The organism is Rhodopirellula islandica, from assembly GCF_001027925.1.
GTDB lineage: Bacteria > Planctomycetota > Planctomycetia > Pirellulales > Pirellulaceae > Rhodopirellula > Rhodopirellula islandica.
Map to the genome: position 1 here is coordinate 64817 of NZ_LECT01000023.1, position 22217 is coordinate 87033.

The 22217-nt window shown below is 58.0% G+C and carries 11 protein-coding genes; 7 read left to right on the forward strand and 4 right to left on the reverse strand.

Annotated elements, in window-relative coordinates; genetic code table 11:
* Window positions 1-102 precede the first annotated feature (102 nt).
* The 6 genes from RISK_RS11575 to RISK_RS11600 all read left to right on the forward strand — a co-directional run bounded on the left by RISK_RS11575 (window position 103) and on the right by RISK_RS11600 (window position 12685).
* On the forward strand, window positions 103-1260 hold the full coding sequence (locus RISK_RS11575; protein ID WP_047814456.1) for a type II secretion system protein: 1158 nt from the start codon (window positions 103-105) through the stop codon (window positions 1258-1260).
* Window positions 1261-1327: 67 nt separating this feature from the next.
* The gene (locus RISK_RS11580; RefSeq protein WP_047814457.1) at window positions 1328-2599 is read left to right on the forward strand and encodes a type II secretion system protein; all 1272 of its coding nucleotides are present in this window, start codon (window positions 1328-1330) and stop codon (window positions 2597-2599) included.
* An 8-nt stretch (window positions 2600-2607) separates the two neighbouring features.
* Window positions 2608-3768: a prepilin-type N-terminal cleavage/methylation domain-containing protein gene (locus RISK_RS11585; protein ID WP_236696224.1), complete on the forward strand. Its 1161-nt coding sequence runs from the start codon at window positions 2608-2610 to the stop codon at window positions 3766-3768.
* Window positions 3765-5021, forward strand: coding sequence for a type IV pilus modification PilV family protein (locus RISK_RS11590; RefSeq protein ID WP_047814459.1), 1257 nt, complete (start codon window positions 3765-3767; stop codon window positions 5019-5021). Before RISK_RS11585 ends, RISK_RS11590 begins: the two co-directional genes overlap by 4 nt.
* A 77-nt stretch (window positions 5022-5098) precedes the next feature.
* The gene (locus tag RISK_RS11595) at window positions 5099-10552 is read left to right on the forward strand and encodes a hypothetical protein (RefSeq protein ID WP_047814460.1); all 5454 of its coding nucleotides are present in this window, start codon (window positions 5099-5101) and stop codon (window positions 10550-10552) included.
* Between the two features lie 42 nt (window positions 10553-10594).
* On the forward strand, window positions 10595-12685 hold the full coding sequence (locus RISK_RS11600) for a PulJ/GspJ family protein (RefSeq protein ID WP_047814461.1): 2091 nt from the start codon (window positions 10595-10597) through the stop codon (window positions 12683-12685).
* Between the two features lie 537 nt (window positions 12686-13222).
* Here the strand turns inward: RISK_RS11600 and polA are convergent.
* Window positions 13223-16402, reverse strand: a complete 3180-nt coding sequence (polA, locus tag RISK_RS11605; protein ID WP_047814532.1) for a DNA polymerase I — start codon at window positions 16400-16402, stop codon at window positions 13223-13225.
* A 538-nt stretch (window positions 16403-16940) separates the two neighbouring features.
* On the reverse strand, window positions 16941-17069 hold the full coding sequence (locus RISK_RS33365) for a hypothetical protein (protein WP_261340220.1): 129 nt from the start codon (window positions 17067-17069) through the stop codon (window positions 16941-16943).
* A 341-nt stretch (window positions 17070-17410) separates the two neighbouring features.
* Between RISK_RS33365 and RISK_RS11610 the strand changes: the two genes are divergently transcribed.
* Window positions 17411-18892 carry a hypothetical protein gene (locus RISK_RS11610; RefSeq protein WP_047814462.1) on the forward strand — a complete coding sequence of 494 codons (1482 nt, stop codon included), beginning with the start codon at window positions 17411-17413 and terminating at the stop codon, window positions 18890-18892.
* A gap of 901 nt (window positions 18893-19793) precedes the next feature.
* On the opposite strand, the gene RISK_RS11615 is transcribed toward RISK_RS11610, so the two are convergent.
* Both RISK_RS11615 and RISK_RS11620 read right to left on the reverse strand, forming a co-directional pair.
* Window positions 19794-20855: a hypothetical protein gene (locus tag RISK_RS11615; RefSeq protein WP_236696225.1), complete on the reverse strand. Its 1062-nt coding sequence runs from the start codon at window positions 20853-20855 to the stop codon at window positions 19794-19796.
* A 193-nt stretch (window positions 20856-21048) separates the two neighbouring features.
* Complete coding sequence (locus RISK_RS11620) at window positions 21049-22170, reverse strand: 3-oxoacyl-ACP synthase III (RefSeq protein ID WP_047814463.1); 1122 nt, start codon at window positions 22168-22170, stop codon at window positions 21049-21051.
* Window positions 22171-22217: the final 47 nt, after the last annotated feature.

A 22217-nucleotide genomic window follows, 5' to 3' on the forward strand; every position in this document is an offset into this window, starting at 1 on the left:
GACCCAACACACCTGTTTTACTTTCAATCGCACCGCCGTGTGCTTCGCAAGTTGCGTGAAGCGGACGACCGCCCACACCATTTCCCTGTTCCGAGAGTAGCGATGAACGCTCGATCCAATCTCCTGCAGCCAGCCCCCGTGGCCCCCAAGACCCGCTCCGCCTTCACGTTGGTGGAGATGTTGGTGGTGATCAGTATCATCGGCATCTTGGCGGCGGTCCTGATCCCGGCGGTGACCAATGCGGTCCGAACGGCTCGCGTGACAAGTTTGCGTCTGGAGATCACGGCCTTGGAAGGTGCGGTCGAGCAGTATCAACAGAAGCATGGCGATTACCCGCCAGACTTCTCGAGTTGGGCGATCGTCGAGCGGCACTACCGCAAGGCGTTCCCACGAATGTCAACGAACGACTATGAGCTTCTAGTGAATATGTTGCACTCAAGCGGGACTTATGATGCCACTCAACTCGACCGTGGCGAAGTGTTGGCTTGGACTTTGGGCGGGTACAGCGATGACACGCAACGCCCCTTCACTGGGCCAGGTGGTCCGTTGGCTTGGACAGGGGACGGCACGAATTCCTATGGCGACGCCACGGTCACTGACCTTGATCGCCAGAACCCTGCTAATTTTCAAGTGAACATCGACCGCCCCAATGCCTTGATGGACTTTGAAACCTCACGGTTGGACTACAGCGAGGTTAACGATGGTGCGGCGATGATTGGATCAAACCGACGGTTGTCCAGCGATGGCGACCTGTTCTTGAGTTTTCGCTCCGATTCCGAGGGAGCTCCGTTCGTGTATTTCGATTCTCGAACTTACACCTTGTATGATCCGAATGTCTCGTCGGGTGCAGGGGACTTCAATGGGTATGGTTCATCAACCTACGGTTATGTTCGCCCTTATCTTTCCACCAATGCAAACCAGAACCGTTCGGGCGCAAACTATACCGATCAAGCGGCTGCCCTTGGTGCTTGGCAGTTTGTGAATCCAAATACTTTTCAGATCATCAGTGCCGGGTTGGATAATAACTTTGGTGCCACCGCGTCGTATGACGTGAATGGTGATTCAAACAACGAGCCAATCTATTTTCAATACGACTCGGGGGCGGCCATCGCACCTCGTGCTGGTGTTGCGACGCCTACGGACCTGATTGTCAGTAGTGTCTCGAAGTACCAAGAATCGGCCTTCGGCGATATTGAGCAGTACCCGGCTGACAACATCACCAACTTCAGCAACGGCACGGTCGTTGATGACGTTCCTTGATGAATGAGCGATCTGTTTATCAGTCATTCAGCGCGGTGCGTTGTGAATTCGGGCTTGAGGTTTTTCAATGATTCCAAACAAACAATCGAACGCAGGCTTCACGCTGGTCGAGATTCTGGTCGTCATGGTGGTGATCGGAATCATGGCCAGCATGGTGATGGCCGCCGTCCAAGGCGTCACCGCCAGCGCGCGAACATCTCGCACCCGCACGATCGTTGGATTGATTGACAACGTCATTCAGGAGAAGTACGAGTCTTACAAGTACCGTTCGCTGCCAGTTGAGATTCCGACCACGGATTATCTGGCTGGTGTGACCGGATCAACACTCTCGTTTGAAGTGATGGGGACGGAAGCCGCGCGGGTCCGCCTGAACATGATTCGAGATCTTCAGCGAATGGAGATGCCAGATCGGTACTCTGATTTTATGGGTGCTACCTGGGCACCTGCTTCGGTCTACGGATCGGCCAATCGTGTCATGATCGACACCGCTGACATCGACGGCGATGGCGACACCACCGAAATCATTGGAACCCGCCAGGAACGTTCTTCACGCCTTCCATTTTCAATGTCGTGGTTCTCCAGTGGATCGGCACCTTCACTGGTTCAATCCTATCAAAACCGGGTTCCGACAACGGCGACAGAAGAGTTTCAAAGTGCCGAGTGCCTGTACCTGATTCTCGCGACCTCGTACTCGGCGGGGACTCCCGCCATTGATGCAATCCCGACGAGCAACATCGGGGACGTCGATGGCGATGGCATGTTTGAGATTCTCGACGGATGGGGGTTTCCAATCGGATTCATCCGTTGGCCGATTGGGTACGACGACCCTGATGGAGCTTTGGATCTCAATACCCCTGATGAATTCGATCTGTTCAAATCGGATTTTTATTACACCGTCCAAACGCCACCTGCCCCGTCCTCGGCTTCGGTCCTGCCGGCCGTCAACGTCAATGGTGGAGCTTACGGTGCACCGTGGGCGTTGCGTCCATTGATCATTTCATCTGGTGAAGACGGCGAATTTGGGATTGCGTTCAATCCAGTCAACTCAGCCGGGAGTGCTTTGCAGGCGTATGACTACTCGGCGTCCACTTGGGCATGGCCGAAGAATGCAGCCAACATGGGAGTCGAATTCGAAGGGCGCGGCACCTCGGATTACGACTGGGTGGATCCTTATATGCGTCGATTCATTGCTGCCAATGATCCTGGGATCATTGATCGGACCAGCGCGACCTATGCCACGGACACCGATCGACGACTGCCGGGTGAAGAATTGACAGGACGTGCCAGCGATGTGTTGACTGACAACATCACCAACTTCTCTCTGCAGGTGACTCAATGAACGCGTTGATGCCTCTCACGCGACAAGTGAGTTTGACACGGAGTTCGATTCGAACCTCCGAGCGAAGAACACCTGGGTTCACGCTGGTTGAACTGTTGATCGTGATGTCGATTTTTCTATTGGTCTCTGCCATTGCATTGCCAACTGTTCGGACGTTGATCAGCGATCAAAAGGTCAGCCAGGCGTCACGCACCATTGTTGCCTACCTGGATGAAGCTCGCAGTCGTGCCATTTCAGAAGGACGCTTTGTCGGTGTGCGGATCGAGCGAGCCAGCGGTGCTGCGACGGTGGACTTCCGGACCGCGGCGGGAGTTCGTCTTCGCCAACTGAGAGGCGTGCCTCCATACACGGGTGAAGCGGCGGACGCGAGGGTCACTTTCAATTACCCAACACCAGGTGCTTCGACCGCGGGTTTGGAGTTCTCGGGAGTCAAAAATCAGCTGTTATTGTTGTACACCGATCCAACGGCTTCTCTTTACGGTGATGATCTCAATGCGCCTATCAAAGATGGCGACTTGATCGAGTTGCCAGGTGGACGCTATTTCCGCCTGGACTTGGGTGATTACACAGGCAGTTTCGCTTCAGGCGGCACCGACATCGTGCCGGCGACGATCGATTTGGATTCGCCGGTCTCCGGCATCACCGCCTCTTTTTCAAATGCCTTCCCGGTGATCCATCAGCCGATCGACGGTGCGTCGGTGCCCTACCGCATTCACCGATCGCCGGTTGTCTCGACCAGCCAAAGTCTCACGTTTCCTCGTGGCATCGTGGTGGACATGACCTATTCCGGCATCGGGATTGAAGGCAATCAATTTGCTGCTCAAGGCACATTGGCAAACCAACCGCTTGAGATCGTGTTTGGTCCAGACGGTCGTGTTGAAATGACTTCCATTGATGCGGTCGGAAACCAGGGGCTTCCGACCGGTTTGATTTTCCTCTGCATCGGCGACAGCGATGGTCTTCAACCAGCAACCCCATTCAATGCTGATCCACGTACGCCAGCCAACTTGATGAATCAGGATTCGCTTTGGATTGTGATCAACCCAGCGACGGGCCGCTGCGTGGTTGCTCCCAACGCTTCGGTGAGTTCGACAGCGTCGATGCCTGCTGCCCTTCGCGACGCACGGTCGTTGGCGATCCTTTCAGACACCTTGGACGCAACCCCATGATCTCTCGCATCTCATCCATTCCACGTGCTGCCATCACACTGATCGAAGTGATCTTCTCCATTGGAGTGATCATGATCGGCCTTCTCGGTCTGCTTTCCGTCATGCCATTGGCGGGAGGTCGCGCTCGAGACGCCGTGTCGTTGAGCGTGGGTGCTGAGATGGGGGACACGATTGCAAAGAATGTTTCGATCCGCAAATGGTTGGGCAACGGAAATCTTGCGGAAATGTCCGGCGGCAACGCGGTTGGCTACGATTTTGCCTCCAACCAATTGGAAATCACTTCCTCAGGAACAGCGCTGCCGGGAATCTGCATCGACCCGCTTTACTACGCTGTTCAGGGTGGCAGCAGCACAGCATTCAACAGTTACGACGACAGTGTTTTTCCTTACTATGTTGCCGCTCATGACCCGCTACTGAATCCAGCTAACTCCGACTCAACCTGGGAGCCTCCGAGCATGTTCCCTTGGTCTGCCGGGGAGGCGGGAAGCGCACCGCGACTGACCCGTGTTGGTCTGTCGGGGGCGAGTGCCGAGTTGGCGCGGACGATCATTGAGAGCGTCAATGATCTGGTGGTGCAGCAACCGAAAGACACAACGATCCCTGCCAAGTTAACCGGATTGGATTCTGGTGAGATGGATTATGGGCGGCGAATCCCAACCGGCGAATTCAGCTGGATCGCAACGCTGGTGCCGTCCGAGAACAGTCGGTTTGCTCACCTGTCGATTGTGGTGATGCGGAACCGAGTGGCGGACATTGACTTTCCCACGGTTGCGTTGACTCCTCCGATTCTTCCCGAGATGAACGGGATGAGTGAACGAGTCGCTCAGGTCACATTTGCGTCTGGTTTCTCAGGTGGTGCGGGAGGAGTGGTTCACTTGACCGCTTCCGCCACCACTTCGTCGGAACTCGCTCCCAATGACTGGGTGATGTTGTCACGTCGGCTTCCCGACAGCACTCAGGTTTTTCGATGGTATCGAGTCGTTGCGGTGGACCAGGAACCCGAGGAGATCTTTGCGTATAGCAATTCCGAATTGGAAACTGGTTTGGCTGCCCTTCCGACGCCTCAAACAGGGATCAATCGCACCACGGAAGAACTTTGGCGACGACGTGTTTCCTTGGATGGTCCGGATTGGGAGTTTGATTTCACGACAGATCCAGTTTCTGACAACTCCTTTTACGACAACACCTTTGCCACGATGGTCCAGGGCGTGGTTTCGGTGACCGAACGCTTGGTCCCCTGGACCGACCTTTGACGCTCGTTCAATTCAGCCAGCCGAAACCACCTTCGACACTCTTCTCTCTTCTTCCTAGAAACGCGCGGACCAATGCCATGAAACGGTCGCCAACGAATAAAAACAGCGGGGTCATCCTGCTCGTCGTGCTCAGCATGCTGACGTTCTTCAGCGTGTTGGTTGCTGCCTTCTTGGTTTTCAGCAACCAAGCTCGGCAAGCATCATTCGCCATCGCGTCACGAAACGTCAAGCAGAGCCATCCAACCAGCTTGCTCGACGAAGCGTTGATGACCTTGATTCGTGGGACGAACGACGGAACCAGTCCGTTCTTTGGCGAAGATTTGCTGAGTGACTACTACGGACGCACCGATTTCTCGGCGTTGCAGGTGCGAACGGGAACCGTCGCAGCGATCCTGAACAATTCGTTCTTGCGATTCTCGGTCGCCAACGACACAACGGTCACGGGCAGCAAGTTGCTCTCCACGGCGGTCATTGACGATCTCTACACGGGCCGCGTCATCACCTTCACTTCGGGCAATTTGACCGGTCGTTCGTTTCGAATTTTACGATCCATTTCCACGGGGGCGGGATTGCATGATTTTATCGTGTCCGCGGACGCTGAATTGGGAGCCTTCGTTCCGGTTGCGGGTAACACGATCAGGATGAACGGTGTCCCACGGAATGCAGTGGGAATTGGGTTCAACGGCACGAATGTCACGGCAACTGCGCCAAGAACCACTGCTGCGTACGGAAACGTTGGGTTTTCCCTTCCCCTTGCAGTTCAGCCCAATCTGCTGGACGACAGTGTTGATAAGAGCACCTTTGTCGCTACCGCTGGGAGTGACTTCGACGAGAGTTACGACGCTGCCGATTTCAACAATTGGTTTCTCAGCTACCGCGATTCGAGCGGCGTTGTTGTCCCATCGTTTCATCGCCCCTCGGTCATCAATTACATCCTGAATGAAACCACGACTTGGGATGCTCCACCCACGAATGGGTATTCCGATGTGGTCGCAAGCATCGCGAGAGGAACGTTTCGGCCGATCCCGATTGCCGAGAATCAGTTGCGGCCACTCATGGCAGGTGGATCAGAGGCGGTTCACTCTCGTTTCAATGGTGGCAATCCTAGTTTTGCGCTTCGTGCTCCGCTTCCGATGCAGCAAACGGGAGGAGCCACTCCCAACTACGACGCGGCTCGTGCTCGTTTGAATCAGTTGGCGAGTGCTTTGATCGAAGGCCCTTGGGACGTCGACAACGACTTTGATGGAATTCCCGACAGCATTTGGGTCGACATGGGTTTGCCTCTGGTGACTTCACCTGAAGGCAAGCTGCTCCGGCCCCTGATCGCTCCCATGATCCGCGACATGTCGGGACGTTTGAACGTCAATGCCCATGGCAATTATGCGTTGATCAATCAAGGAGCAGGTGTCAACCAAATCGTTGGCGACTGGGCGGGCACAGCCGGAGTGTCCCAGTTTGCTTTCCGCGGTCTTGGCTTTGGTCCGGCGGAGATCAATATTCCTGGCACTGCTACCCAACTCTTTCCACTGCTTCGTGGGCGATATCAAGTTGGATCCGCGACTAGCGAAATGGTGCCCGGTCGAACGGGCGTGGACGCGTTGGGAATTTTGACGGCGAGCGCCCGTCCAGCATCTCTCGTCGGTGCTGGTGTTTACGGCAATTCCGTTGATCCCTACGGACGTGGCGGTTACGCGATGTCGCTCAGCGGTGACCTTGTCCCTGCCAATGATGGTGACACCGCAGTGCTCTCTCCTGTTGATCTTGGCGAGGCACTTGGAGATGATCCGGCAACAACGAGCTTTGTTGAACCGACTTCGGACGAATTGGTCGACAACCCTTACGAGTCCGACCCAACTGGTCGTCTGAGCGGCGACCGTCGCTACACGGAAGACGAGCTCGAGGCCATTGTTCGTGCGAATGAGTTTGACAGTGAAATGCTGCCAACACGATTGACGGAGTTGGTCAGGCCGCTGGTGACAGCGGAACCAGGATTGGTCAACGCAATCACGACGACCAGTCTTTCCGATGATTCGCCCTATGCGGGCGTCAGTGCGGCGTCGGCCTACGACGAATTGCGTTCACTCATCACCGCGATCGGAGGGGCTGCTCTCACAAATGCTCAACTCAATGATTTGGTTGCCCCCGAGTTGCGTTTGGCCAAACGCCTGGATATCAATCGCCGCATCGGAAACGGGGTGGACGACAACGCCAATGGCGTGGTGGACGAACCGCGTGAGTACAACGTGGCGGTCTACGATGACGATGGCAACGATATCGTCGATGGCACCAGTGAAACGACCGGGGCGGAGACGGAAGCATTCCAGTCTTACGCGGGACAAACGGTGGATGCGAACTTCCTCGGGGTAGCTCCTGACTACGTCCGTGATGATTCCGATCCGGTTCCCCCACGGCAATTGCTCGCTCGTCACTTGTATGTCTTGATGATGATCATCAGCGACGATCTGCGGAACAACTATCCCGGATACGGTGATATGATTTCTCCTGCTGTTCCAACCTCGGATCCGGAGGCGTATCGAGCACGGCGACTGGCACAGTGGGCGGTGAACGTCGTGGACTATCGTGATTCCGATTCGATCATGACCCGGTTCCCCTATGACCCCAACCCGTTCGATGGCTGGGCGGTCGCCGATGATCTCGACGGTGATGGCGTGATTGATACCACATCGACACCCGATGAACGTTTTGGCACCAGCACAACCATGCCAACTGCCCAAAGTCCTGTCGTCTTCGGATGCGAACAACCCGAGTTGTTGTTCACCGAATCCTATGCGATGCATGATGTCCGGGTGCGTGATACCGATCTCGACACGGACAACAAAAAGGGGAACATGGCGCCTGACGAGGACGAGGACACCGATCAAGTTCGCATTCCTCAGGGATCGCTGTTTTTGGAATTGTATTGTCCTCGGCGACGCGTCATTGCTCCGAATGTGGATCCCAACACGGCAGGAATCCCTCGTGAGCTTTACGACGTCAACACCTCTGGTACCAACGTTGCCTATTCGCTCGATCTGGACCGTACGATCACGACCTACTTCGACGGAACCACATGGGGTGACACTTCAACGGCGGATGTAGAAATTCCTATCTGGCGGATCGCCATCAGTGAACCGCACTTCGATACGGGAACGGCTGCCAACAACCCTGTCGGCCAAGGGAACTCGCCAGTGGAGTTGCGAGACACACTTCCAGACACGCTCTCATTTCAACCCGAGCTTGGGAATCTCAATGCAATGGACGAGATTGATTTGACAGCAGGGAATCTTGATCTGAATCGATTTGTGTTCTTCACGGACTACGCATCCATTGCTGATCTGCAAGACGCGATTTTACCGATTCCGGATATCACGGAGCAGGCAAGTGTCTTTTTCAGTCGGAGCGGCACGGCAGCTTCGTTGTTCCCCGAACAGTATCTGACGATCGCTCCCCGAGTGACAACCACATTCGGCAGTCAAAGCTACACCGCCGGCCCAACGGCGCCGAGCCAACAGGTGTTCGAGATTCAGAACACGGCACCGGCAGTCGGGCTGATTCAGTTCGATGCGGCCGGAACGACGTTGACTCCGGATACCACCACCAACATTCTTCCGGGACTGTCGTTGCCCATTTCTGGATTTGCTGCGGGGGATTGGACCAACACGGCTGCCACGTCACCGAACGGCATTGGTTTGAATGTTTCGGAACCTCTCGCGATCAATGCAGGGGACTACTACGCCGAACCAACCAATCGTTATATCAACGCTCCCAACTATCCTGCGGTGGATGCCTATGTCGAGATCGACAGTGGGGCCAATCTCATCGCAGGGGCCGTCCGTGACCGACCCGAAGACATGCGAGTCAACGGCCCAATCCGACAGTTGACTGAAGCCTTTGCGGCCGATCCGGCGACGGTTGCAGACCCAATGCTCGGAACGGTGCCGAATTATCGCACCGCGTTCTTGCAGCGGCTTGCTGATCCGACACGGGGATTCCATCCGACGTTGAACCCTTATCGGACCGTGGATCAAATCGCAATCGATCTGACGATCTTCAGTGGCGAGGACACGGCGTCAAGTGTGACGAGCGGTGGCAACGCACCTGCCACTCCAACCACGGAGCTTGCCTACGCAACGGAAAGCCGCCAGCGGGATGGGGTTGGAATGAATGGGGTTGGCAGCAACGTCCTGTATTCCTACAGCACGGAAGTTCCAGCGACCGTGGCTCCACCGATGGCTCCGGGCGGGACTGACTTCTTCAATCTTGGGGCCGCACTCGAGACAACGTTCAATTATCTGAACACCAACTTCGGTGCACCAGTGACCACCCCTGTGCGTGGGCGTCCGGCGGTCCCGTTTGCAATGCACCCGTGGTTGAATCGTCCGTATGCCACGCCGCACGAGCTGATGTTGGTGCCGGCCTGTTCGGCGGGGCGACTGTTCGAAGAATTCAGCGTGGTGGATCCTGCGAATCCGGATCCAGAGATCCTACCGGAGACCAGCACCACGACGACGGACCCGGCCTACGCGGAGACATTTGTCTCGCCCTTCCGGCACCTGCTGAATTTCTTTCATAGTGAGAATGTGAAACACTCTGGTGCTGCCCCTGCTGCGGAGTTCAACGCCCTGTTTGACTTCGTTGGCACCCCGCCTCCGTTCCGAGGTGAATCGGTTCCCATTCCACCTGCACTGATCAGTGCAACTCCGTTGGCACCCTTGTACTCGGCACCATTCAACTTCGTGGAAGACAATCGACGAATCGGGAAAGTCAATCTCAACACCATCGAGGAATTCTCGACTTGGAAGGGACTGATGCAGGGCCATCTGAATGCAGGTGAATACACCACTGCTGCGGGTGCTGGCACGGCAACTCAGCTGTCATACAACGAATTCGTGAAGTCTCGCCGCGGTTACGTTCCAACTGGAACTAAAACGACGGTGATGGATGCAGACGCAACGACTCCGGTGAACTACTTGCCCAATCAATTGGATCCACGCTTTCCCACGCAGTTCGCGGGCGTCTTCAAGCGATCCACATCGGGCCACCGCGCACCTGAAGTTCGCAATTTGGGCACAACAGCCCTGGATGAATCGGAAGATCTAAGACGTCGCAGGGTCAATGTTGGTTTGCTGCGAGCGGCAGGTCGGCTAGACGAACAGGAATCGGCTGGCGGAACATCGCCGAATGAAGTTTCGTTGTTCGTTCGTGAGTCAACACAGACGCCTGCTGTGGGGGCAACGAATTTGTCGCAAGACCGGAATCGCAATGCGTTCCTGAAATACCAGACGGTGAATCGGATGCCAAATCTGGTGTCAGATAATTCGCAAACCTTCCTCGTTCGGATGACGCTGGGCTTTTTCGAGGTCGATGCGACCAACACAAAGAACTTGGGGGCGGAGTACAACGAAGACAAAGGCGAGAACCAGCGGTATCACGCGATGTTCATCATTGATCGATCGATTCCGGTTGGCTTCATCCCTGGCCAAGATGTCAACGCGCGGGACACGGTCGTTTTCGAACGGTATTTCCAATGAGGACGCGTCCGTAGTACCGCTCCGCTTCTCGAGTGATCCATCATGAAACTTTCTATCTTCGATTCCACGAATTTGCGACCTATCCAGCTCATGTCTCGCAAGCCAAACGCTCGTGCCGCTTCCTGTCAACGTTGTTGCACGACGTCGGCGAGAGGCTTCACGTTGGTGGAGATGTTGATTGCGATGACGGTCACGTTGTTGATGATGGCGGCAGTCGCGCGGGCGTTTGCCTTTGTCGGAGCGAGAATCCGAGAGAGTCGTGGCAATGTGCAATTGGCGAATGAGTTGCGTGACATCACCACGAGGCTCAATGATGAGACGACCCGTTGCACGGTCAGTCTGACGCCAACAACCGGTGGGCCAGATCCCTCGGGTTATTTCATGTACTACGAGGGGCCGGTGACCGACGCAACTTCATCGCTGTTCCGCGCGGGGCTGAATGCGGATGGGACGGTGGATGTTCCGGACTCCCGTTACGGGGACTTCGATGACTACCTTGCCTTCACCGCAATCGCGCCCAAGGGGAGTTGGTTTTCGGGAAAGGTTCCTCGATACATCCTGGATCAACGAGCGGCGGATTTAGCGGGGACGGCTTACAGCATCCCTTCGGACAACATCTCGACGCCCGATATCGATGAGAGTCAGGTTCCGTTTGAGCCGGTGATGATCCGGTCTCGCTATGCAGAGATTGTGTACTTCGCGAGTCCCGAGTATCCCGACGTGGCTGCGGACGACCCGGACTATCTCCGTTATGTCGACGTGGACGGCGACACGGATTTGGGAAGCGGGACGGCGTCGGAGAATGGGCTGCCCGATCGGATGAAGATCCATCGGCGAGTCTTGCTGATTCGGCCAGATTTAAACCTCTCCACAGGGCCGCTGCCGATTCAGAGCCGAACGGTTGGCGGCACCTCGGTGCCATTCATGCGGGCGGACAATTGGCCTGACGCAACCACGGCCACCGTTCGCGGCACCGCCCCAGTTGCTTCCGGGTGGGCATACGGCATGGCAGGCGTGCATCAACAATGTGACCTGTCGGTACGTCGGGTATTCAATGCGGCGGGCACTCCCACTGCCAATGTCGCAGCCAACTCCCTTTCAGATCTGTCCATTCCGCACAACCGCTTCGCACACGTTCGGGTTCCCAATTCGGTGTTGACTGGTTCGGGGGGATCTGCCCCCACTTCGATGCCGGTATTGGCGTTGTCTGGTCCTGCAACCATCTTGAACATGCTCAATCTCTCCGCTTCCACTCCACGCTTGGCGCCACCGCTTTCCAGTGCTGGTGCGGCCGCGGTTGTCACCCCGAGCCGACTGTGTGGTTTCTTGCGACGTGAACTTGTGCTTGGCGACGACAGCACGCATCTCAATCCGGGTAAGTATTGGGGCGCTGATCGTCGAGGAGAGGATGTGGTGGTCAACAATGCACTCAGCTTCGACGTCAAAGTCTACGACCCCGAAGTCTCTTTGTTCGAGACGAACACGGGGCTTGTTGTCAGTCCGAATGACGCTGGGTATCGCGAAACTCTGCTGGACGCAATCACCAATTCAGAGACGCCGGTTTTGACGGGAGGATTCGTTGACCTCTGTTACCCGGTGCTCGCCGGGGGATCTCTTCGAGGTTGGCAAGCCCGTTATCTGGACCGAGTGAACACGACCACAGGATCGACGATCGCAGCGACGCCAGACTATCTCACCACACCTTTCTCTGGTTTGGATTCATTCTCCAATGCCTCGCAGTCGTATTCCAATCCGCTCTACCGTTCAGGACGTCTGCTGACGTCGGCGGTCAATACGATTTCGCTCTTCCAGCCTGCCTTCGATACCTACACTTCGTGGTACGAAAAAGACGGCTTCCTTCAGGGGCGAGTGAGCGCCACGGCTGAGGGGACTCGGTGGACCACCACGGCCGGGGCGACCGCTGACCTTGGTGCTGATGGCATGGAAGGATTGGGCATCTATCAAGCCGGAGTCGCATCCGTCATCGGACGATACGGGCCGGACGACCTGGGCGAACGAGAAACGTTGCCACCGTTCGTCGCGACGCCCGAAGCCGTTCAGATTTCGGTTCGTTTGGAGAATCCCACCACGCGGCAAATTCGCCAGGCCAGTGTGACGGTGCGGGATGAGTGAGAGTCAGAGTGGGAAAGGGGCTCCGGACCACAGGGACTCCAATTCGTAGGCCAGGTTCCACCTGGCGCTGGTTCCGCGCGAGGGAACTCGGAGCTTGCGTCGTTGGTCGCTGGATTCACTAGGTTCCGTAGGGTCCCTCGCTGACGCGTCGGGTTGTGAAGTGTTGGTAGCTGGATTCGCCCGAATTCAAAGACGTGGGTTGGTGGGCGGTCCAAATTCTTGGCGAATTCGGCGACGAGTGGCGAGTATGAGAAGATGAGCTGCCAAGCTTGTCGACATCGCAACACGCCGGTGAGCGAGGGACCGCACCACCATCCCCCACGACGGCCCCATCCGGGGCGATGGCGGCAATCGAACGTCGGGTTTTCATTTCGAGGGGCTTAGAAGCCCATCGTACGGAGCACGGAGCACGGAGCACGGAGCACGAGCTAGGAGCTAGGAGCTAGGAGCTAGGAGCTAGGAGCTAGGAGCTAGGAGCTAGGAGCTAGGAGCTAGGAGCTAGGAGCTAGGAGCTAGGAGCTGGCCGGCTCCGCCGGCCTAACAATCGGCCCAGGTTCGGCCGTGGGCGACGTCGACTTTCAGGGGCACGTCCAGTTCCATCACGCTGGTCATCGATTCGCGAATCAAATCGGACAGGGCGTCCAGTTCTTCGTCGGGGGATTCGAGCAGCAGTTCGTCGTGGATCTGCAGCAGCAGACGGGCTTGCAAGTCGCTCTGTTTCAATTGCTCGTGGACTCGCAGCATGGCCAGTTTGATCAGGTCCGCTGCGGTGCCTTGAATCGGCATGTTGATCGCAATGCGTTCCGGTTCCGTGAGGCTGCGGCGTTTCGATTCGGGCAGGTTGGCGAGGTCGCGAACGCCTTTGATCTCTCGCCGACGACCCAACATGGTTGTCACGTAGCCTTCGTTTCGGCAGCGGGCCAGGGTGTCCATCATGAACGCTTCGACACCCGCGTAGCGCTGGAAGTACAACTCGATGTAATCCCGTGCTTCGTCGTTGCTGATGCCGAGTGTCTTGGCCAACCCAAACGGGCTTTGCCCGTACACGATTCCGAAGTTGATGGTCTTGGCGATCCGCCGCAGGTCGCTGGTCACTTCCGATTCTTCGATGCCGTTGACTTCGGCGGCGACTCGCGTGTGGATGTCGGCGTCGTCGCGGTAGGCACTGATCAAGGCTTCGTCACCGCTGTAGTGCGCGAGGACTCGCAGTTCAATTTGCGAGTAATCGGCGCCGAGTAGCGACCAGCCTTCTTGACCGGCGGTGAACGCGGCCCGGATCGCTTTGCCTTGCTCGGTTCGAATCGGAATGTTTTGCAGGTTCGGTTCGCTGCTGCTGAGTCGGCCCGTGGCCGCGACGTCTTGCCGGAAAGACGTGTGGACGCGCCCGGTTTTTTCGCAGATCAATTGCGGCAGGGCATCGATGTAGGTGTTCTTGAGCTTGGTCGCTTGGCGGTACTGCAGGATGTGCTGAGCGATCTCGTGGTTGACCGCCAATTGGCTGAGCACGTCGGCATCGGTGCTGACCCCGGTCTTGGTTTTCTTGATCACCGGCAGGCCGAGTTCTTCGAACAGGACCACGCCGAGTTGCTTGGGGCTGTCGAGGTTGAACTCGTGTCCGGCGGAGGAGAACACGAGTGCTCGCAGGTCCGCGATTTCCTTTTCGAATCGCTCGCTCATTTGGGCCAGCGTGCCCGCGTCGACATGGATGCCGTTGAATTCCATTTCGGCCAGCACATCGATCAGCGGCATTTCGACTTCATCGAACAAGCCATCCAAACCGGACTCGGTCAATTCGTCGCGGAGCGTGGGGGCGACTCGAATGGGCACGTCGACGTCTTCGCAGGCATAGGGGGAAACGTCGTCGACGGGGACTTGGTCCATCGTGATTTGTTTCTTGCCCGTCCCGATCAGTTCTTTGATGGAGAGGTTGTCGTGATTGAGTTTGCGTTTGGCGAGGTCGTCCAGCCCATGGTTGCGGCCTCCGGAATTGAGCAGGTAGTCGGCGACCATCGTGTCGAGTGTGATGCCGCCGAGCTGCACGCCGGCGGAACGCAGCACGATCATGTCGAACTTCAGGTTGTGGCCGACCTTCTCGATCGTGGAGGATTCGAAGACCTCGCGGAGGGTTTCGATCACCACGGACTGCTCGATGGTTGGATCTCCGGCGGGGGCGCGGACGGGAATGTAGGCGGCTTCGCCGGATTGCCACGCGATCGAGATGCCGACCAAGTCGCAGCCTCGGGCTTGGGTGCTGGTCGTTTCCGTGTCGATGGCGAGGACGGTTTGCTTGGCGAGTTCTTGGGCCAGGGCGTTCAGTTCGCTTTCGTTGGTGATGGTTTGGTAGCGAGATTCCCAGGCCGGTGGTGGTTCTTCCACCGGGGCTTCCCCGCCGAGCAATTCTGCGGCGCGACCGCGGAGGCGACGAAAGCCGAACTCTTGCAGCAACGCGTCGACGCGTTCGAGGTCGGCGGCGGAGCGGACGCAGCGGTTCCAGGGGATCGGTGATTCGACATCGCGTTTGAGTTCGACCAGTTCACGTGACATCATCGCCGCCTCGCGGCCGTTCATCAGGTTCTCTTTGCGTTTCTTTCCCGAGATCGACTTGGCGTTGTTAAGAATCTCTTCCAGGGTGCCATGCTTTTCCAGCAGTTGCTGGGCGATCTTGGGGCCGATCAGGGAGATGCCGGGAACGTTGTCGACTGGGTCGCCGACGAGGGCCTGGTAATCGACGACTTGGTCGGGCCGGATGCCCCACAGTTCTTGCAGTTCGGCGGCGTCGATCTCTTGGTCCTTGCGGATGTTGTAGATCTTGGTTTGTTCGCTGATCAGTTGCCGGCAATCTTTGTCGCTGGTGACAATCAGGCAGCGGCCGCCGGCGTCTTCGACTTTCGCAGCGACGGTGGCCAGCAGATCGTCGGCTTCGAAGCCGCCCTGTTCGATGATGCCGATGCCCATCGCGTCGATGGCTTGTCGGATCAGAGGGATTTGTTGGCGAAGTTCATCGGGCATCGAGTCCCGGTTGGCTTTGTATTCGGGATACAGCTCGTTTCGAAACGTGACCTCGCTTTTGTCGAACGCGGCGATCAAGAAGTCCGGGTTCTTGCGTGAGAGCAATTCCAGCATGTCGCCGACGAAGCCATAAACGGCGGAGACAGGCAGCCCTCCGGTGCTGGTCATCGGCGGCAAGGCGTGGAAGACCTGGTAGATCAACGAGTGAGCGTCGACGACGACGACGAGTTTGCCGGTCAGGTCGGGGACCGGATCGTCGGTGGTTTCCGGGATGGGGCGTTGCAGCACAGCGGGCAAGGCATCGTCGGCGATTCGAACCGCGTCGTGCCGTTGCTTGCGTTCCTCCTGTGTTTCGCGATCGGCTCGCGGGCCCGAGTGAGAAGCGTCCAGGGGCGCAGCTTCGGAGGAAGTCGGTGCGTGGGATTGCCGGGCGGCGTGGGTTGGCAGCGGCGTCACGCCTTTGCCCGCGACGGACGGAACGGTCTCGGCGTTGGGGCTGGGGGTGAACCCGCGGGTGGCGGACAGTTTGTTCGGGTCACGCTCTGCGGCGGGGGTGTCGCTCGGGCCGGGGGCCGATGCTGTCGCGTCTGGCGTGGATTCGGCGACTTGGTTGGCAGCGGAAGCGGCCGCTGCGGGGGCCTCGTCGAACCCGCTGAACAGCATTTGGTCGTCGTCGTTCTGTTTGGGGCGGGGTCGAGATTTGGCCATGGGAACCGTGAACAGGTGGCGAGGCGTCGAGAAGGGCAACTTGGCGTGGGGCTGGCGAGAGCATACCGCGATCGATCGAAATCGGGCAGTTTGGATCGGCGAACTCATGGCCGCGAAAGACGAATCGGGGAGGATTGTGCTGGTGAAGTGGGAAAGGGCCACAGGAGCTCAGGGCCACAGGACTCGATCGGTAGGCCTGGTTCCACCTGGCGGTGGTTCCGTGCGGGGGAACTCTGGACTCGCGTCATTGGGTAGCTGGATTCGCCAGAATTCAGAGGTGGTGAGTGGTGAGTGGTGAGTGGTGAGTGGTGAGTGGTGAGTGGTGAGTGGTGAGTGGTGAGTGGTGAGTGGTGAGTGGCGAGTGGCGAGTGGCGAGTGGCGAGTGGCGAGTGGCGAGTGGCGAGTGGCGAGTGGCGCGACGATGGCTGCCAAGCCAGTCGACATCGCAACCCGACGCGTGAGCGAGGGACCACACCACCATCCCTCACGACGGCCCCATCCGGGGCGACCTTTTCCATCTCGGGGCTTCCACCCCGAGCTACGGACGACGGCCCCATCCGGGGCGATGGCGGCAGTCGAGCACGAGCACGAGCACGAGCACGAGCACGAGCACGAGCACGAGCACGAGCACGAGCACGAGCACGAGCACGAGCACGAGCACGAGCACGAGCTAGAAGCTAGAAGCTAGAAGCTAGAAGCTAGAAGCTGAAAAACCTTCTGTTTGGGGCGGGGGGGAAGGCGTTTGGCCATGGCTTTTCAAAGCGGTTCGTCGTCAAAATCGGAGCAAACCGGTGGGGTGGCGCGATCGGGGGAACAGTTTCAGGCTGATTTCTGTGTCAAAAAGATGCGTTTCGGACCGTCACTGAATACAATCGCTGTTTGCAGAAGGGAGTGGTTCGCCATTCCCAATGGGTCGGTGGCCGCTGTTCATCGAGTCCACATGCGACCCCTGTTGGTCCGACTGCCCTCGCACGGGCACTCCATCTCCTCCTACTCTTCACCGCCCCCATGGCCGCACGCGACGATTCAGTGATCCGAGGCAGCTTGATTGCCTGCCTGATTTTCCTGGTGCTCTCTTTGGCGCTCAACTTCTTTCTGTGGAGTTGGGGCGACACGCAAGCCGAGACGGCAGCGGGGGCGAATGAACGCCTGCAGGCACGTGGCAATGAGCTGCAAACGATGCAGAGCGAAGCGACGCTGATGAAAGCGATGCTCGGCGTGGGAGGGTTGAGTCAGGCTCAATTCGACCAGCTGACGTCCAGCACCGGTGGCGATCCCGAAATCGAAGCGATCGAGCAAAACTTCGCTCGTGACATGGCGTTGTTCGGCCCCGAAGTCGACCCGCAAAACCGCAATTACCCCGCTCTGCCGGAGTTCTTGGTCAACGCGATTCGCAACCGCAACGTCCAGTACAGCCAGGCTCGGGACGAAGCGACTCAGATTCGGTCGCAGGCCGACAGTGACATCGAAGTGGCTCGCAAAGCCCAAGAGGTGGCCGAGCAAAGTCGTGACGATGCCAATAAGAAACTGGAAACGGAGCAATCCAAGTTCGCGGAAGACCGTCAGCAAATGAAGCTGACGACGGAGCGAACCAGCGACAGCCTGCAAAAGAAAATCACGGAATTCACGACGTATCGAAACAAGGTCACCGCCGAGATCAACGAACTGCAGCAACTCGAAACTCGCTTGTCCAGCACGATCGAAAACCAACGGCAAGAACTGGTGCGACTTCGCAGCACCAACTTCGAAAGCACCCAAGGTTTGATCAGCTATGTCTATCGCGACGGAAACGTGGTGACGATCAATCTGGGATCGGCCGATGAGCTGACGCCTGGTGTGACGTTCGGCGTGATCGATGGTGACGAAACGCGTTTGCAAGACGCGAAGATCAAAGCCACGATCCAGGTCACCAAGCTGTTGGGCGATCACCGCGCGGAAGCTCGTGTGGTGGCATTCCCCGAGATTCGCTACCCCATCATCCCTGGCGACCAGATCTACTCCCCGTTCTGGTCACCCGGACGTCGCGTGAAAATCGCTTTGATGGACAACATCGACATCGACGACGACAGCCGCCCCGATACCACCGAGATCTCTTCGATGATTCGGGCCGCAGGAGCCGAGGTGGCAGCGATCTTGCGAACCGATGGAACGCAAGAAGGCACGTTTGACAGCAGCGTTCGATTCTTGGTGATTGGTGAATCGGAGCGGTTGGACGATCAAGCGGACAACGCCAGTGAGATCGAAGCGGTTGGGAAAGCGAAAGCCAAGGCAACCGAGAATGGTGTGACCATCATTCCCGCTTGGAAGCTGCAAGCTTATCTGAAGACGATCGATGATTCGCTGACGACGCCGCTGGGATCCGCCGTTCGGGGACGCGACTTTGCTCCCGAAAAATCGACGGCTCCTCAGTCGTTGCCCAACAGTCTGCCGAAGATCTTCACCGAGCAGAAAGACCGGGTGCAACGCAACAACGAGATCCTGCGACCGTAGTTCGACGCGGTCGCCGGAGGATGACTTGTGAAGCGAGCGGACCGCTCGCTTCGCTCGACCCTCCCCGGAGGAAGGAAATAGCACGAGGCGCCAACAGAGTCGAACATTTGTCCCACCATGTTTGCGTGACTGGTTGGTGTGGTCGAGCGGCGTGGCGGGCACGGTTTGGCACTGAATCGCGTGCGATGTGGCTTGGTGGTTCAGGGCTGCCCGGCGGAACAGTTGAGCACAACTGTTCTACTCTGATACCGACATTCGCTTCGGCCTGGATGGTGAACCGCAAGGCTCTGCGATCCGGGTGACGCCCTGGGGGCTCGATGCCAAAGGTCAAATCGACAATTTGAAATTGTACAATCGGGGTGAAAGCTGGCTTGAGGCGGACGCTGGCTGGGGACGTGACCAGTCAATTTGCAGTTTGCAATTTTCCAATCACAGCCCTGTCGGATGGTCTCTCCGCCCGTCGACAAGGATCCTCGACGCGTCAGCGAGGAACACACCGCATCTACGACGGCCCCGTCCGGGGCGAACTTTCTGTGTTTCGTGATCCAACTCGGGGCTTCCGCCCCGAGCTAACGACGTCGGCCCCTCCGGGGCGATGGTGGTCAACCGCTCCTCTCACCGTTCCGCGGTTGCCTGATCACTCAGGCACGCACGATCAGTCGCGGAGCGACGGCAGGTGCAGTTCCTCGCTCGCGCTTCGGGTTCCTATTGATTCGACGGGCTTGGAAGCCCACCGGACGAGCAACGAGCAACGAGCAACGAGCACGAGCACGAGCACGAGCACGAGCACGAGCTAAGAGCTAAGAGCTAAGAGCTAAGAGCTAAGAGCTAAGAGCTAAGAGCTAGAAGCTAAGAGCTAGAAGCTAGAAGCTAGAAGCTAGAAGCTAGAAGCTTTGCTGCCTCAGTTTCGGGTCAGGTCCCAGGCGTTGGACCAAGTCGTCTGGGTTGGCTGCATGCCGAATTCGTTTTCCAGGCGGTCGGCCATGTCGGGCAAGTGGCCGGCTCCGTAGAACACGGCGATGTTCTCTTTGCCGGCATCGAGTTCTTGCTTGAGAATTTCAAAGGCCTTGCGGTTGCGGCCTTTGATCAAGGTGTTCTCCCCGTTGGCGTCGTCCATGCCGGCGGTTACCAGTTCGATGTCGACCAGTTGGCGGGCCATCGCTCGCTTCATGTTCATCGGGCGGTCTTCGCCGCTGAACATTGCCATCATCAACCCAGCGTCACCGCCCGTCTTGGCTTGCGAAGCGATGCCAGCACCGAGCATCCGAGCGACCATTTTCCAGATGCTGTCGCCACGCTTTTCAAGGTCCTCGACAAACTCTTCCGGGCTCATGTCCGCATGCCGAAAGTTCTCGGCCATGTAGTCGATTTTTTCGAGTTGGTACTCCAAGTTCAACATGTCTTTCATGCCGGTCTGAACCGATGCCAAGATGGAACGGCGTTCTTCCAAGTCTTCGGGGCGGATCCGCGTTCCATCAGGGGCGACCAATTCGTAGAGCACGCAGTCGTACTTCGACAGTTGTTCCTTGAGGTCGGTGTAGTACTCGTTCTGTCCGATGTGAACGACGCCGACCAGATCCACGATCGCACCGTCATACTGTGTGCCGGGCTGGCCGACAAATTGAACCGTCGCGGTTTGCAACGCGAATGGTTTGTCGTCCACTTCGTGAACCCGAACGTAGCTGGGTTCTTCGGCTGCCTGTGCGTCGTCGACCGGGGCGGGCTCGGTGGGAGTGGTTGTCGCTGGTTTGGTTTCCGCCAGGGGTGGAGGTGGCGTGGCCGCTTCCGTTTGCACAGGCGGTTCCGCGACCGGGGTGTCTTGGGCAGAGACAGGTGCGAAACCAAACAGGGCTGCCGCGCAAACGGCCAACCCGCTGGTGCGAAGGTGACGCTGGAGAGGTTTCCAAGCGGATAGGAGGGCAACCTGCCCAGCTGAGAGTCGGGGAAGAAAATGGCGTTTCATCGAGATCACTCAGAGGTCGGTAGGAAAGAGGCGGCCTGCTTTCACCATAGCGCTAGAAACGCTTTCCGGCAAGCAAACGAAGGCATCTTGGGAAAGGATGGGCCACGGCGTCCAGTAAAGTGGGCACGTACCAGCAGGCGAGGACGCGGCGCACCGAGGGCGCGATCGGTTTCCAGTTCCCGTGGTTCGGCGGTCAATGGGCGGATGCGGCCAAGCGTGAGGGGGCCAATTCGTCGAGCAAGCCTGCCCAGTCGCCTGCGATCGCGGTTTCGCCCCACTTGGCTCCGATCATCACGCTGTTGATCCCCGATCCGATGCCGAGCATTGCGGTGTGGTCTTGGGGGGACAGATCACCGGTGGCCGCCGCGGCAGCCACTGTCAGAGGCAAGGCGACCGAACCCGTGTTCCCGAGGGCTGGGAACGTCACGCTGTCTCGATCGACGGGCAGCTGCATGGCTTCCAGCATTCCGACTCGGTGCCGGGAGCCGACCTGGTGACAGATGGAGCGGTTGATTTGGTCGCGGGACCAGCCGGATTGCTGCAGCAGATCGTCCAGGGCAGCGACGCCGGTCGCGATGCCCTCGGCCATCAAGGTTTCCGAGTCGGTTTCCATCAACGGCTGCATCCCCGCTCCCGCGGTGTCTTGGTCGCTGCGGCAGAGAGCGTGGTGGGCGGTGTGGGCGCGAGCGATCCCGTGTTCCAGGGTCGTGGCGTTGGGGTGCAGGTCGTGATGGGTCAGCAACCAGGCGCAGCTGCCCGAACCGATGGTCAGCGATGCAAACGCGGGCTTGACCGTTTTACGCGTCAGTTGAGTGTCCGCGTTCAAGGAAGCGATGGTCGCTTCCATCAGGGGGCGGCTGTTTTCGGTGCCCACCACGATGCCGGCCGAGATCATCCCCGACTGAATCATCGTGGCGATCTGGACCGCGCCATTGAGAACACCCAAGCAGGCGTTGGAAACGTCGTAGACCCAGCAGTTGGGAGACAATCCCAGTTCGTGGTGCACTCGGGAGGCGGTGGCGGGTTCGAGGAAGTCCCGGCAGACACTGGCGTGAATCAAGGCTCCGATCTGGTCGGGGGCGATGGAGGCGGCGTCGATCGCGTGCCGGCCGCTTTGGATGCTGGGGCCGCTGGGGACCGTGCCGGGCTCCCAGACTCGCCGGCTTTCGATGCCGCTCATCATCGCCAATCGGCCCTCGGGCAGCTTCAGACGGGAATACAGCGGCTGCAGATCCTTTTCGATCTGTTCGCTGGTCCACTGGGCCTGGGGGATGGTGACTCCGATGGAAGCCAACGCGACGTCAGGAAAATGCACAGGTGCGGTCCTTCAAAACCTAAGGCTTTTCGACAAATCGGGCCCTC

What these genes read in the sequence shown, in the direction of transcription:
- RISK_RS11590 (WP_047814459.1), top strand. Translation starts at nt 3,765, where the DNA reads ATGATCTCTCGCATCTCATCCATTCCACGTGCTGCCATCACACTGATC.
- RISK_RS11580 (WP_047814457.1), top strand. Translation starts at nt 1,328, where the DNA reads ATGATTCCAAACAAACAATCGAACGCAGGCTTCACGCTGGTCGAGATT.
- RISK_RS11600 (WP_047814461.1), top strand. Translation starts at nt 10,595, where the DNA reads ATGAAACTTTCTATCTTCGATTCCACGAATTTGCGACCTATCCAGCTC.
- RISK_RS11575 (WP_047814456.1), top strand. Translation starts at nt 103, where the DNA reads ATGAACGCTCGATCCAATCTCCTGCAGCCAGCCCCCGTGGCCCCCAAG.
- RISK_RS11585 (WP_236696224.1), top strand. Translation starts at nt 2,608, where the DNA reads ATGCCTCTCACGCGACAAGTGAGTTTGACACGGAGTTCGATTCGAACC.
- RISK_RS11595 (WP_047814460.1), top strand. Translation starts at nt 5,099, where the DNA reads ATGAAACGGTCGCCAACGAATAAAAACAGCGGGGTCATCCTGCTCGTC.
- RISK_RS11615 (WP_236696225.1), bottom strand. Translation starts at nt 20,855, where the DNA reads ATGAAACGCCATTTTCTTCCCCGACTCTCAGCTGGGCAGGTTGCCCTC.
- polA (WP_047814532.1), bottom strand. Translation starts at nt 16,402, where the DNA reads ATGGCCAAATCTCGACCCCGCCCCAAACAGAACGACGACGACCAAATG.
- RISK_RS11610 (WP_047814462.1), top strand. Translation starts at nt 17,411, where the DNA reads ATGGCCGCACGCGACGATTCAGTGATCCGAGGCAGCTTGATTGCCTGC.